The organism is Mangrovimonas yunxiaonensis, assembly GCF_000733475.1.
Taxonomy (GTDB): Bacteria; Bacteroidota; Bacteroidia; order Flavobacteriales; family Flavobacteriaceae; genus Mangrovimonas; species Mangrovimonas yunxiaonensis.
The window spans coordinates 415,300-428,144 of sequence record NZ_JPFK01000007.1 but is presented as its reverse complement, the minus strand read 5'-3'; the positions used below and the strand labels follow the sequence as shown (position 1 = coordinate 428,144).

At 42.5% G+C, this 12,845-nt stretch carries 13 protein-coding genes; 2 read left to right on the top strand and 11 right to left on the bottom strand.

The annotated features are described in order from the left end of the window. Positions 1-8: 8 nt before the first annotated feature. Genes IA57_RS09325 through IA57_RS09315 form a run of 3 tightly spaced genes read right to left on the bottom strand, consistent with a single transcriptional unit; the run spans position 9 to position 2,599 of the window. Positions 9-1,490 carry a hypothetical protein gene (locus IA57_RS09325; RefSeq protein WP_036122434.1) on the bottom strand — a complete coding sequence of 494 codons (1,482 nt, stop codon included), beginning with the start codon at positions 1,488-1,490 and terminating at the stop codon, positions 9-11. 4 nt (positions 1,491-1,494) lie between these two features. Then, positions 1,495-2,064, bottom strand: coding sequence for a hypothetical protein (locus tag IA57_RS09320; RefSeq protein ID WP_036122431.1), 570 nt, complete (start codon positions 2,062-2,064; stop codon positions 1,495-1,497). Continuing rightward, a complete protein-coding gene (locus IA57_RS09315) occupies positions 2,048-2,599 on the bottom strand; it encodes an RNA polymerase sigma factor (RefSeq protein ID WP_036122429.1) in 552 nt (183 codons plus the stop codon). The genes IA57_RS09320 and IA57_RS09315 overlap by 17 nt, the downstream gene beginning before the upstream one ends. A gap of 172 nt (positions 2,600-2,771) precedes the next feature. On the opposite strand from IA57_RS09315, the gene IA57_RS09310 reads away from it, so the two are divergent. Then, positions 2,772-3,347, top strand: a complete 576-nt coding sequence (locus IA57_RS09310) for a DUF2911 domain-containing protein (protein ID WP_036122422.1) — start codon at positions 2,772-2,774, stop codon at positions 3,345-3,347. Then, positions 3,331-4,419, top strand: a complete 1,089-nt coding sequence (meaB, locus tag IA57_RS09305; protein ID WP_036122419.1) for a methylmalonyl Co-A mutase-associated GTPase MeaB — start codon at positions 3,331-3,333, stop codon at positions 4,417-4,419. The genes IA57_RS09310 and meaB overlap by 17 nt, the downstream gene beginning before the upstream one ends. Here meaB and IA57_RS09300 read toward each other — a convergent pair. The 8 genes from IA57_RS09300 to yidC all read right to left on the bottom strand — a co-directional run bounded on the left by IA57_RS09300 (position 4,414) and on the right by yidC (position 12,837). Further along, positions 4,414-5,355 (bottom strand): NAD-dependent epimerase/dehydratase family protein, encoded by a 942-nt coding sequence (locus IA57_RS09300; protein ID WP_036122417.1) that lies wholly within the window; start codon positions 5,353-5,355, stop codon positions 4,414-4,416. The genes meaB and IA57_RS09300 overlap by 6 nt on opposite strands. A gap of 56 nt (positions 5,356-5,411) precedes the next feature. Continuing rightward, complete coding sequence (locus IA57_RS09295; protein ID WP_036122416.1) at positions 5,412-5,984, bottom strand: phosphatase PAP2 family protein; 573 nt, start codon at positions 5,982-5,984, stop codon at positions 5,412-5,414. A 3-nt stretch (positions 5,985-5,987) separates the two neighbouring features. Next, a complete protein-coding gene (locus IA57_RS09290; protein ID WP_036122414.1) occupies positions 5,988-6,218 on the bottom strand; it encodes a hypothetical protein in 231 nt (76 codons plus the stop codon). Further along, entirely contained in the window at positions 6,205-7,590 is a 1,386-nt protein-coding gene (locus IA57_RS09285; RefSeq protein WP_036122411.1) for an MATE family efflux transporter, read from the bottom strand. The genes IA57_RS09290 and IA57_RS09285 overlap by 14 nt, the downstream gene beginning before the upstream one ends. Before the next feature lie 117 nt (positions 7,591-7,707). After that, complete coding sequence (locus IA57_RS09280; protein WP_036122409.1) at positions 7,708-8,652, bottom strand: NAD(P)H-dependent flavin oxidoreductase; 945 nt, start codon at positions 8,650-8,652, stop codon at positions 7,708-7,710. Positions 8,653-8,661: 9 nt separating this feature from the next. Beyond that, positions 8,662-9,861, bottom strand: coding sequence for a tRNA 2-thiouridine(34) synthase MnmA (gene mnmA, locus IA57_RS09275; RefSeq protein WP_036122406.1), 1,200 nt, complete (start codon positions 9,859-9,861; stop codon positions 8,662-8,664). 288 nt (positions 9,862-10,149) lie between these two features. Continuing rightward, entirely contained in the window at positions 10,150-10,860 is a 711-nt protein-coding gene (locus IA57_RS09265; protein WP_036122400.1) for a toxin-antitoxin system YwqK family antitoxin, read from the bottom strand. A 75-nt stretch (positions 10,861-10,935) separates the two neighbouring features. Further along, a complete protein-coding gene (yidC, locus tag IA57_RS09260; RefSeq protein WP_036122397.1) occupies positions 10,936-12,837 on the bottom strand; it encodes a membrane protein insertase YidC in 1,902 nt (633 codons plus the stop codon). Positions 12,838-12,845: the final 8 nt, after the last annotated feature.

The window sequence follows — 12,845 nt, the reverse complement described above, 5'->3', positions numbered from 1 at the left end:
TATTGGAACTACTCCATAACCACCTCGCTAAACTTGGCATTCACCACAATGGTTTTATGGCTTGAAAAGTCGCCTGTAGAAAAATTGGTTAGCGTATTTTGGGCCGCGTTGTCTGGATGCTCTAACTTGGAGTGTTTGCCCACATACTGCAAATTGTAATTGGTTGTTGGTAGTTTTAGCTGGGCGTCGCTATTTTCTAAAACAACATTAATGGTGTTAAAGTCGTTGCTGATGTTTGCGATATTCAAATCGCCAAAACTCCCTGAAATAACGGCATTGTTGTTTATTTTCCCCAATTGCACATTAGACGAATTGGCGTTTAACACCAATTGGTCAACCATTTGCAAATTGGCCACATCTACAAAGTTTAGCAGCAGTTCGCCAGCGTGCCACTGCTGTATTTGTACAGGCGAATACGATACATTGATGGACGTCTGGCTTCCATCAATGCTATTGGCAACAAGAGCCGTATGGGTTAATACGGCTTTTGTGTTTTTTACAGTTGAAACAAACTTTAGTGCCCCATGCCTTACATTAAGCTGTAACTTAGCTTTTTTGGGCATTTTTATCCGAATGGTTTTTCGTAGGACTTCTTGATTTTCAGACCGTTCAAAATGGGCTTGCTTTCTGGCTTCTAGGGCATGATCTCTGGCCTCCATACGGGCTTGACGCTGTGCTTCGCGTGCCTCTTGAAACTGCTCGCGGTGTTGGGCTCTTTTTTCATGGGCTTCGTGGCGTTTTTCTATCGCCTTTTCACGCTGCGCCATGCGCGCTTCAAAACGTTCGCCCCAAGCTTCCATCTGTTCGCCAAACTGCTCGCCAAACTGCTCACCCCAGGCTTCCATGCGCTTTTCGAAGGCTTTCATATCCGGACTGTTTTCCATCTCTTCGGCCCAAGCTTCCATGCGCTCGGCATATTCTTCACCAAATTTCTCACCGTACTCCTCGCTCCATTTATCCAAGTAGGATTCCCCTTCTTTTTTATACCTATCGTAATCGAACTTAAGCGTTTCAATGCCCTCGGGCAAAGCGGGTAAGGCAGGCATTTCGGGTAGTGGCGGCATCTCTGGTAAATTAAACGCTTCTACTAAAGGAGGCTCTGGAATGTTGGCCAGTTGCAACTCCAATTGGCGAAGCTTATCGCGGTAAGCGCCATCGAAAAAAGCGGCATCTCCATCCCAGGAGCCAAAACTACCGGCAGTGTTTATTGTAACATGGCTTTTGCTACCATCTATATCCAATTGCCAAGCATCGATGGCATCTTTTAAGGCTGCTTCAGAAAGTTTGTCGCTTTCAATATAGGCTTCAATTTCTATAATGTCCTTGTTCCAGGTATCTATTTCCAAATTGGTATAACTGGTGTTCAAATCGATGGTCACGCCTTCGTTAACGTTTATCGACTGGGAGATTTTCTCCATTCTTTCTTGTGCTACCGCTGGCAAAACCAAACAGGCCAAGCACAGATTTACTATATATTTTAAAGGTTTCATGTGTTTAAATTGTTTTTTGATTGTGGTCTGAAAACGCTTGCAATTGTTCCTTTAAGCGGTACAATAAATTCAGTCGCATTTTAAGGTTGTTAATCAGGGCGTTTACGGTAAATTCGTTAGGCCCGTTTTTTGTAAGCTCGTCAGACAGTTTTTGGTATTCGTTGTTTAATTCCTCTAAACGGCCTACATAGCCATCAAAAAGTTCCTTGTTTTCTGGGGTGACCTTAACTTTAGAAAGCTCGTAGCTAATGCTGGCCAGATAGTAATCCTCGACTTTCTTTAAATCTGGAGACACATCGCCTAGCGTTTTAGTGGGGCTTTCAGCTGTTTTGGTATGCACTACGGTTTGCGTTTCCGGTGTTTTTAACTCCTGAAATACCACATAGCCCAAGCCCAAAGCAACCACCATACTGGCCGCTATGGCTTGCCACCGCCAAGAGGCGCGTTTGGAAACTGTAGCCTGAGGGAATGAGGCCTCTAGGCGTTCTAAAAACCGCTTATCATGCCCTTCCGGCATTTGAATCTGTTCGCTTGATTGATTGTTTTTAAGCAACGATTTAATGTCTTGTGCCATCTTTTAAAGGTTTTAAACGTAATTGTAATTTTTTCTTGCCTCTAGACAGTTGTGTTCGTGAAGCCACTTCAGAAATATCTAAAATGCTCGCAATCTCTTGATGGTCGTAGCCTTCCAACAAATACAGCATAACAACATATCTGTACTTGTCGGGCAAATCCTCAATGGCCTGCTTTACGGCTTCTACGGTCACACTGTCGTCGACCAACCAGTTGTCGTCTGTTGCGGTATCGACCACCTTAAGGTGGTTGTCCTCTAAGTTCAACACCTGTTGTTTTTGGGACTTTAAAACATCGATACAGCGGTTAACGACAATACGTTTTAACCAAGCACCAAAAGTAACATCCTCTGTAAACTGATGGAGTTTAGAGAAGGCCTTTATAAAAGCTTCCTGCACCGCATCTTCGGCATCGGCTTTGTTTTTCAAGAATCTGTAGGCCACAATATACATACCATTGCAGTACTGGTTGTACAACTGCATTTGTGCCATACGGTTATTCTGTTTACATTGTTTAATAATGCCGTTTTTAAGCATTGGGCTTTTTTGGTTATTGGTTTAGTTCACCTTAAAGACGACAACAAAATTGTATTGTTGCAAAAAATGAAACGTTTTTTTTAAGGTATTAAAAATTTCGTTAAGATTTTACCGTTTCCTTTTACTGGGAAGGACTTTTAGTTATCTTTAAATTTTAAATGACGATTGCCTTATGAATAGATTTTTGAAGTGGGTTTTACGGCTCTTGGTTCTGGCTGCCGTTGGAGTTTTTATATACGCCTATTTTATTGATGACAGCCTATTAAGCAAGCCCTTAAGCCCGAAAGACACCATATCGTTTACCAAAAACGATTTGAAGCTGAACGTATTTTACAACAGGCCTTCTAAACGTGGGCGTGAGGTTTTTGGCGGCTTGGTACCTTACAAAAAGGTATGGCGTACCGGGGCAAACGAGGCCACTACTTTTGAAACCAACAAGCCCCTAAAAGTGCATACCGATTCGCTTCCGGCAGGAAAATATACGCTATGGACCATTCCTAGCGACTCCAGCTGGCATGTGATGTTTAATGCCAAACAATACCCTTGGGGTGTAGACATGGAAATGAACCCCATGCGCGATCCCAAATTCGACATGATTGATATTGAAGTTCCCGTTGAGGAGCTAAACACTGTTGTTGAACAATTTACGATTGGTTTTGACAATGCTTTAGACGACCTATCGTTAACCATGGCTTGGGACAATGTAAAAATTGCCGTTCCCTTAACACAATTTGACGAAAAAAAATAAGCACATATCAGCCCTAAATGAGCAAGGTGGTGTTCCCGATCCAGAGATTACCAATGCCGCGCATATTGCTTTTATTAAGCAAAAACGCAAAAAGCAACTTTCTGCCAAGGCGCTTACCGCGGCCATTATTAAGGGAGATATTACGGCCTTAAGTCGGGCCATTACCCTTGTAGAAAGTCAAAACCCCGAGCATTACAAAAAGGCTTCGGCCATTATACAGCGCTGTTTGGAACATGCCAATGCCTCGACCAGAATTGGCATTACAGGGGTTCCGGGGGTAGGTAAAAGTACTTTTATTGAAGCCTTTGGCAGCTATTTAACCACTCTGGGGAAAAAAGTGGCCGTCTTGGCCGTAGACCCCAGTAGTACGGTAACCAAAGGCAGTATTTTGGGCGATAAAACCCGTATGGAAGCCCTAGTAAACAACCCCAATGCCTTTATACGGCCCTCTGCTTCTGGAAATGCATTAGGTGGTGTTGCCAGAAAAACCCGGGAAGCCATTATTTTATGTGAGGCAGCCGGTTTTGATACCATTATTATTGAAACGGTTGGGGTTGGACAAAGCGAAACCGCCGTACACAGTATGGTCGATTTCTTTTTACTGTTAAAACTCGCTGGTGCGGGCGATGAATTGCAAGGCATAAAACGCGGCATTATTGAAATGGCCGATGCCATTGCCATAAACAAAGCTGATGGCGATAACATTAAGGCTGCCAAACTCGCTAAGGTAGAATTTAACCGGGCATTGCATCTTTATCCTCAAAAGGCTTCTGGCTGGACGCCAAAAGTTACTTTGTGTAGCGCCTTAAAACACGAGGGCATCGATAAGATATGGGAGCTGCTATCGGCCTACATAACCCAAACCAAATCCAACGGTTTTTTTGAGCATCATCGCCAAGAACAAAACAAGTTTTGGTTAATGCAAACCATAGAAGAGCAGCTAAATCAGCGGTTTTTTAACCATACGAAAATTAAGACTGCCTTAGCCGAACAATTAGCGCTTGTAGCGCAGAATAAAACGACGCCTTTTGCTGCCGCCGAATATTTATTGGCCTTAGAAAAAGCGTTATAACAGGTTTTCTTTATACCACGCCACCTGTTTTTCTACAGCTTCTAACAACGTGGTTTGGGGGGTATACCCCAACAATTCTCTAGCTTTATCGATGTTGGCTTTGGTGCGTAATTGGTCGCCCGGACGTTTTGGCATCAGTTCAATTTTTATTGACCTTCCCAAAACACGTTCTACCGTCTCGATGCCCTCTTGGGTGGTGTGTTCGACCTCTGTCCCTAAATTAATAATTTCGCCATTAACAACCGCCTCCTTACCAATAACCGATACCACGCCGTCTACAATATCGCCCACATAGGTAAAACTGCGCAGGTGCTTGTCGCTGCCTTCAAAAAGCGGGAAAGCCTCATCGTTAAGTCCGTTAGCAATAAGCTTGGTGTACATTTTTTCTGGGCGTTCTCTTGGGCCAATAACCGAATACAACCGCAGCGAACAGGCCTTCAATTGCTTTTCGCGTGATTTTTGAAGCACCAACTGCTCTGCTGCCAATTTGGTTACGCCATAATGCGATGCCGGCTTGGGTGCTTTCTCTTCGGGATAGGTCGCTTCTAAACCGTAAATTGAAGAGGTGCCTATGTTTACAAACAGCTTTAACGCCGGTAGTGCTAAGGCATAATCGATCAGGTTCTTGGTGGCGAGAATGTTGTTGCTAAAATAATCTTCAAACGTAGAGGTACTTGAAATGCCGGGCTGTGCAGCAAAATGAAAAATGTAATCAATATCGTTTGGAAGCCTTGAGCTTAAATTCGCTTCTCTAAGATCGGTATCGATAATCGTTATGTTTTTTTGCTTAAGGGCCTGGGCATTTAACTGTTTTAACGCCACACTGTAGTAAGGCGAATAGTTATCGACCCCGATTACTTCGTGGCCTAAATCCGATAGCCGTTCGGCAGTATGAGAGCCTATAAACCCTACAGCACCTGTTACAAGTATTTTCATAATTAAAGTAAACTACACCTTTAAAAAGGTCTGTTAAAAATTGGTTTTACTAGTTGCTAAGCCAAACGGAACCTCATTCTTAAAAAAAGGCTCAACCTATAGAACATATAGCCTGAAAGCGCACCAAACACCAGGCCGCTTAACACATCTAACGGATAGTGAACCCCGATATAAATGCGGCTATACCCCATGGCAATAGACCAAACAATCATCATCCAAATAACGTTTTTAAAGCGTTTGCGCAACAGTAAGCCACTAAATATGGCTACGGCCATAGAATTGGAGGCGTGGCCAGAAAAATAGCCATATTTTCCGCCGCAATACGGCTTAACCAAACGCATTAGGCTTTGCAGCGCCTCCTCATGGCAGGGCCTAGGGCGCATTAAGCCGTGTTTAAACAAGTTGGTTACCTGATCGGTAAAAGTAACCATGGCCACAACAAGCAATAGGATTACAACAAACATCTTGCGGTTTTCCTGTTTAAAAATAAAGTACAAAAGAACGGCATAAAACGGAATCCAGTTAAACTTGGTGGTATAAAACATCCAAAAGCCATCCCAAGTTTCTGTGCCTAACTTATTTAGGTACAAAAACAAATCGGTATCGAATTGCAGTAACTGTTCTAACATCGCTTAGTTTGCTTCGTAGCGTGCCACTTCCCTATCGTAAAAGTCTAGCGCTTGTTGAATTAGGTTTTCGGCTTCGGTTTCCAGTTCCTTTTGGTCGTGTTGGTCAAAATCTTCCAACCACTCAACATCATCGTTTTCAAGGTTTAAGATAAATCTCGGGAAATCGGTATGTATTACAAACGCTGTATCTGGGAGATCGGTATTGTCGCCCAATAAAAATTTAGGAAGCTCCATGTTTTGAATCAATTAGTTTTTTAGTCAGAAAATTAAAACGAATATACAATAAAATTGCGGCAGTTGTTAACCCTGCCAACAAGCCTAGCCAAATTCCGAAACTACCATAAGCGGTTTCTTTGCCTAGAACATAACTTATGGGGAAGCCCACCACCCAATACGAAATAAAAGTGATTAGGGTTGGTAATTTTACATCCTGCAGTCCTCTTAGGGCGCCCAACATGATAACTTGAATGCTATCGCTTATCTGAAAAATAGCCGCGGCAATTAAAAGGGTGGCTGCAATAGAGACCACTTCTGTATTGTCCTTAAAGTTTACGACATCGTCAAAATCGACATACAGCTTGGGCAACTGGTTGTGCATGATTAAAAAGAACAGGCCAAAAACACAGGCTAAAATAATGCCGAGTAAAAAGATGGATATGGCTATGCGGCGTAGCTCCAAGTAGTTTTGCAAGCCTTTTTGGTTCCCTACCCGTATCATGGCTGCAACACTTAAGCCTGTAGCCACCATAAAGGTCATTGATGATAGGTTAAGGGCTATTTGATTGGCTGCTTGTGGATTTTTCCCCAACAGCCCACTCAACCAAATGGCCGCTGTAAATATGGCCACTTCAAAAAACATTTGCATGGCACTAGGCGAGCCTAGATTGACAAGCTTTCTTAACATGAGCTTGTCCCAAACAAAAATTTTAATGTTGGTTACAAAGTCTTTTGATTTGTGATGGTTCATTAACAGCACCCATAAAAACGCGACCATAATTACTCGAGAGATTAATGTGCCGTAGGCCGCCCCTACGATGCCCAGTTTAGGACATCCAAATTTCCCAAAAATAAGCATGTAGTTTAGCAGTACGTTTACCACATTGGCCAATAAGGTTGCGTACATGGGGTATTTGGTCATGGACAGGCCATCGCTAAACTGCTTAAAGGCCTGAAAAACCACTAGGGGAATTAACGAAAAGGCTACCAAATCTAGATACGGCAATGCCAGTTCGACTACCTCTATGGGCTGTTTCATGAGGTACATTAAAGGTTTTGAAAAGAATAAGACCAAAAACAAGGCTATGCCTAACAGCAAACACAAAAGTAATCCATGTTTAAAAGCCGATTTTCCTTGCTTAAAATTTTTGGCGGCATCGGCTTCTGCTACCAAAGGTGTTATGGCTGTAGAAAAGCCAATGCCCAACGACATGGCAATAAACATAAAGCTGTTGCCCAAAGATACGGCTGCCAATTCTGCCGTTCCCAGCTGCCCCACCATAATGTTATCGACAAAACTAACAAAGGTATGCCCTAGCATCCCTAACATTACTGGTGCTGCCAGTTTCCAGTTATAACGAAATTCTTTTGTATAGTTGCTCAAAACCATTTGGCAAAAGTAAAGTTTTAGGTTTTGATAACCCGTTTTGTTTTCGTTAAAAAAACCTTTAATTCCTTAACCGTAAAAGAAGATAATTTCCCCTAAAAGTGCATTAGACAACTCGTATTACAGGGTTGACACATTTTTTTTAGCGACTTCAAATTCGTTTAGCATTTGGGCGACAATCTGGGCGACAGGCTTTACCTCATGAATAAGGCCTGCTATTTGGCCTATTTCCAGTTCGCCTTCTTCTAAATCGCCTTCAAACATGCCACGTTTGGCCCGCGCACGTCCCAACAATTCTTTTAGTTCTTCTATTGAAGGGCTTTTTCTATACAGCTCCTGAACGTCCTGATAGAATTTGTTTTTAACGAGCCTTACCGGTGCTAGCTCTTTTAAGGTAAGTTGGGTATCGCCTTCTTTGGCATCGACAACAACCTGCTTAAAAGCTTGGTGGGCCGAGCTTTCTTCACTCGCAACAAAACGACTTCCTACCTGCACGCCATCGGCTCCTAATACCATACACGCTAGCATGGCTTGCCCAGTGGCAATACCCCCTGCAGCAATTAAAGGAATTTCCAATTGCTCCTTTACCATAGGAATTAAGGTTAAGGTCGTGGTTTCGTCGCGGCCGTTGTGCCCGCCTGCTTCAAAGCCTTCGGCAACTACGGCATCGACCCCAGCCTCTTGTGCTTTAAGTGCAAACTTAACACTGCTTACCACATGAACAACCGTAATGCCTCTGTCCTGTAACCACTTGGTCCAGGTTTTAGGGTTTCCGGCAGAAGTGAATACAATTTTCACGCCTTCTTCAACAATGATGTCCATGATTTTTTCAATATCCGGATACAGCATGGGCACATTAACCCCAAAAGGCTTTTGGGTGGCTTTCTTGCATTTTTGAATGTGTTCTCGAAGCACTTCAGGATACATGCTTCCGGCTCCTATTAAGCCTAAAATACCTGCGTTACTAGCAGCGGCTGCCAAACGCCATCCGCTATTCCAGATCATTCCAGCTTGAACAATTGGATGTTGAATGTTAAACAGTTGTGTTATGTTATTGTGTTTCATATAAACCCTTTACGATATTACTCCTGAGCCTATAAGCTCGTCGTTTAAATGCCATGCAACAAACTGGCCTTCGGTTATGGCGGACTGCGGCTGCTTAAATGCCACATAAAGTCCGGTGTCTACTTTGTGCAGTGTGGCTTCCTGTAGAGGTTGCCTGTAGCGAATGCGTGCCATAACCTTCATGGTTTGGCCGGTGGTTAACGCGAGGTCTTCCCTAACCCAATGCAGCTCATCGTTGGTTATAAAAAGGCCGCGTTTGTACAATCCCGGATGTGTGTTGCCTTGGCCGGTATAAATAATGTTATCCTTAACATTGGTGTCTATTACAAATAAAGGCGCTACGGTACCGCCAACCCCTAGCCCTTTGCGTTGCCCTTTGGTAAAAAAATGGGCGCCTTGGTGTTTGCCTACCACCTTGCCATCGGTTAAGGTGTAGGTGTGTTTTCTGGACAGGTATTTTAGCTCGGCTTCCTTAGAGGCAAATTCGGGTGCTTTATCGGTATATTTTTCATGGTCTGCCGGCACCTCAACAATAAGACCTTCTTTGGGCTTTAACTGCTGTTGAAGAAATTCTGGCAACCTCACTTTTCCTATAAAGCAAAGTCCTTGGGAATCTTTTTTATCGGCTGTGATTAAATTTTGTTCTGCCGCTATTTGCCGCACTTCTGGTTTTGTTAGTTCCCCTATGGGAAATAAGGCTCTTGACAACTGCTCTTGCGACAGCTGACACAAGAAATACGATTGGTCTTTATTGGTATCGACCCCTGATAATAATTGGTAAACTTCTTCGCCATTGCTTGCCAGAGTGGTGCCTTTACGGCAATAATGTCCTGTTGCCACATAATCGGCTCCTAGGTCGAGGGCAATTTTCATAAAAACATCAAATTTAATCTCCCGGTTACAAAGCACATCGGGGTTTGGTGTTCGCCCCCTTTCATACTCATTAAACATGTAGTCTACAATGCGCGTTTTGTATTGTTCGCTTAAATCGACCGTTTGAAACGGAATGCCTAATTTTTCGGCAACAATCATGGCGTCGTTGCTGTCTTCCAACCAAGGACATTCGTTAGATATGGTTACGGTATCGTCATGCCAGTTTTTCATAAAAAGGCCTATAACCTCGTAGCCCTGCGCCTTTAAAAGGTACGCTGCTACACTGGAATCTACGCCTCCGGAAAGGCCTACTATAACACGTTTTTTCTTATTCATAATTGGTTGCAAAGATACATTATTTTAAGAGGAAAATTAATAGCTGGTCGCTTTCTGCTGCACCCCAAAGAAAACAACCCGCTAACTATCAATTACTTAAATAAAAACTTTCATTTTTATGGTATTTTTTTTGTGAAAACGTATGATTTTTATTTATATTGCAGCCACTTATGTTTAGGTAACTTCCCCATTTGGATTGATTAATAGCTTACTCATCATGTGAAATACCTAAATAATATAAAAGCTCCTGAAATAAGGAGCTTTTTTTATGCGGTAAACCCTAGGGTTTTATTCTTGTTTTTTATAGGGGTTTTTGCTTCTCCTGGTGTAGTCTTCTTCTTTTTCTACAACGCCGTTTTTATAATAGGTCCAAATGCCGTCGCGCCTGTCGTTTTTATATTGTCCTTTTAGTTTTAGTTCCCCCTTGGGGCCATAAAAATTGGCTTTTCCGTGCAACTTGTCTTCAATATAATTGTATTCTTTTATAAGTGCTCCAGACTCGTCGTACCACAGTGCTTGCCCGTGTAATTTGCCGTCTTTAAAATGGCTGTGCTCTGCCGTCTGGCCATTTTCGTAATAAATCATGCTCTCGCCATCTAAATTTCCGTTGCTGTTGTAATGCTCCTGAGTCATGATTTTATCGGAGTTGTTATGAAAATAGGTCCATTTGCCTATTCGGGTTTTGCCAATGGCCTGCCCTTTGCTTACCACTTTGCCATTGGATGCGTAAAATGTGGTTAGCGCTATGTCGCTATCGGCTTTAAACTGTTTTGAGGCTGTTAAAACCGCTTTGTTGTTAACGTTTTTATAGAACTTAAACTCGCCTACTTCCTTACCGTGGTTAAACTCGCCCTGATAGCGCAGTACTTGAGTGCCCTCGAAATTCTTTTTCCAAATGCCGTGGCGTTTGCCATTGGCATCAAATTGGTTGACTGCTTGAGCAAAAGCCCCATTGACCACGAGTAACAACACGCCTATAAAACCCACTATTTTTCGCATACTCTTTTTATTTAATAACGGTTAATCCTTTATAATATTACAACAAAAAAGCTGCCAAAAAAGGCAGCTTTATCTTTATTTTTTTCGTTGTTGCGCTTTTTTCTGCTCTTCTGCCTGCTCCATCATTTCCTGCATTTTCTTTTGAAAACGGTTTTGCTTTTTAGGCTTCTTTTTATTCTGCTGAATTTTAGCGTGTATTTTATCTTCGTCTATAATGTAGTTTTTAATTACCAACATAATACCAATGGTAATTAAGTTAGAGATAAAGTAGTACAAACTTAATCCAGAAGCATAGTTGTTAAAGAAGAACAACATCATTAATGGTGAAATATAAATCATATACTTCATCATTTTCCCCATATCTGGCATCCCTTCTTGTGTGGGTTGCGAGGCCATTTGCTGTCCTGTTGTCATTTTCATGTAAATAAAGATGGCCACAGACGCTAAGATGGGGAATAAACTTACGTGATCGCCATAAAATGGGATGTTGAATGGCAGATTAACGATGGTATCGTAAGACGCGAGATCTTCGGCCCAAAGGAACGGTTTTTGTCTTAAATCAAAAGCCGATGGGAAAAACATGAACAGCGCATAAAACACAGGCAGCTGCATTAATGCCGGTAAACACCCAGCCATTGGGCTTGCGCCTGCTTTGCTGTACAGGGCCATGATTTCCTGTTGCTTTTTCATGGGGTTGTCCTTGTGCTTTTCGTTAATTTCGGTAATCTCTGGCTTAAGGATTTTCATTTTAGCCTGGGACACATAAGACTTGTATGTTACGGGCGACATGACTAATCTTACTAAGATGGTCATTACAATAATGGCAATACCATAAGGTAGGAAGCCGCTTAAAAAGCTAAACATTGGAATGAACACATAACGGTTTATCCAACCAAAAATCCCCCAGCCCAGTGGCATAATTTCATCGAGGTTACGGTTATAGCTGCTTAACACTTCGTAATCGCTGGGACCAAAATACCAATCCATGGTTTTGTTAAGCTCGCCGCCTTTAAGTTCTAAAGGCAGTTTAGATGCAAATGCCTTGGTGTAAACCGTATCGATGGTCTCGTCTTTAACCAAATTTCTAGACACTAAGCTAGCTGTAGAAAACGGTTCGTCTGCCAATAATACCGAAGAGAAAAAATGCTGCTTGTAAGCCACGTAGGTCACGCTGCTTTCGGTATCGTCGCTTAGTTCGCTTTGGCCTAAGTAACTGTCTTTACCACCATCGTATTCGTAAACCATTTCGGTATAACGGTTTTCGTACGAAATACTTTTGGCCTGGCGGTAGGTTTGTAGGTCCCAATTTAAATCGATTGCCTGCGAGCCGTTAATAACATTACCCATTCCTTGTGAACGGATGGTAAAGTCTATCATATAGTCGTCTGGCTTTAACTCGTAACGGTACTCTAGATACTGTTGTGGGCCCGCTTTAAGTTTCATAGACACTACGGTATTCTCGCCATTTTTGGTAATGGTAGGCTCGAAAAATAAATCCCGTGTGTTTAGCGTTCTGTTGTCGGTGGTGCCAAAATTAATATTGAAATCTGTATTGCCATCTTTTACAAGATAAATTGGCTCGGCCTTAAAATTGACAAATTCTTTTAGTTTTATTTCCGACAAATACCCCCCTTTGTTGCTAAACTTTAGCGCCAGCACCTGGTTTTCTACCACGGTGTGGGTATCTTTTGCCGATGGCAACGTAGAAGAATAGGCCAATGCGCCTAATTTTCCTTTAAGGGCCTCTAATTTTAACGAATCGGTAGGCGAAGGCGCTGTAAAGTCTTCTGAAGACACGACTTTGTCCTGCTGTTTGGCGGCAGTCTGCGCTTCGGCTTCTACTTGTTCTTGCTTTGCTTTTTCTTGAGCCTCCAACTCTTCTGGGGTTGGCTGGCTGGTATACATCATGTATACTAAAATTCCAAAAATTAAGACAAACCCTATTATAGAGTTAATATCCAGTTTTTTTTCTTCCATATGTCTAC

Coding starts and splice junctions, on each gene's coding strand:
- IA57_RS09325 (WP_036122434.1), bottom strand. CDS start 1,490: ATGAAACCTTTAAAATATATAGTAAATCTGTGCTTGGCCTGTTTGGTT.
- IA57_RS09320 (WP_036122431.1), bottom strand. CDS start 2,064: ATGGCACAAGACATTAAATCGTTGCTTAAAAACAATCAATCAAGCGAA.
- IA57_RS09315 (WP_036122429.1), bottom strand. CDS start 2,599: ATGCTTAAAAACGGCATTATTAAACAATGTAAACAGAATAACCGTATG.
- IA57_RS09310 (WP_036122422.1), top strand. CDS start 2,772: ATGAATAGATTTTTGAAGTGGGTTTTACGGCTCTTGGTTCTGGCTGCC.
- IA57_RS09300 (WP_036122417.1), bottom strand. CDS start 5,355: ATGAAAATACTTGTAACAGGTGCTGTAGGGTTTATAGGCTCTCATACT.
- IA57_RS09295 (WP_036122416.1), bottom strand. CDS start 5,984: ATGTTAGAACAGTTACTGCAATTCGATACCGATTTGTTTTTGTACCTA.
- IA57_RS09290 (WP_036122414.1), bottom strand. CDS start 6,218: ATGGAGCTTCCTAAATTTTTATTGGGCGACAATACCGATCTCCCAGAT.
- IA57_RS09285 (WP_036122411.1), bottom strand. CDS start 7,590: ATGGTTTTGAGCAACTATACAAAAGAATTTCGTTATAACTGGAAACTG.
- IA57_RS09280 (WP_036122409.1), bottom strand. CDS start 8,652: ATGAAACACAATAACATAACACAACTGTTTAACATTCAACATCCAATT.
- mnmA (WP_036122406.1), bottom strand. CDS start 9,861: ATGAATAAGAAAAAACGTGTTATAGTAGGCCTTTCCGGAGGCGTAGAT.
- IA57_RS09265 (WP_036122400.1), bottom strand. CDS start 10,860: ATGCGAAAAATAGTGGGTTTTATAGGCGTGTTGTTACTCGTGGTCAAT.
- yidC (WP_036122397.1), bottom strand. CDS start 12,837: ATGGAAGAAAAAAAACTGGATATTAACTCTATAATAGGGTTTGTCTTA.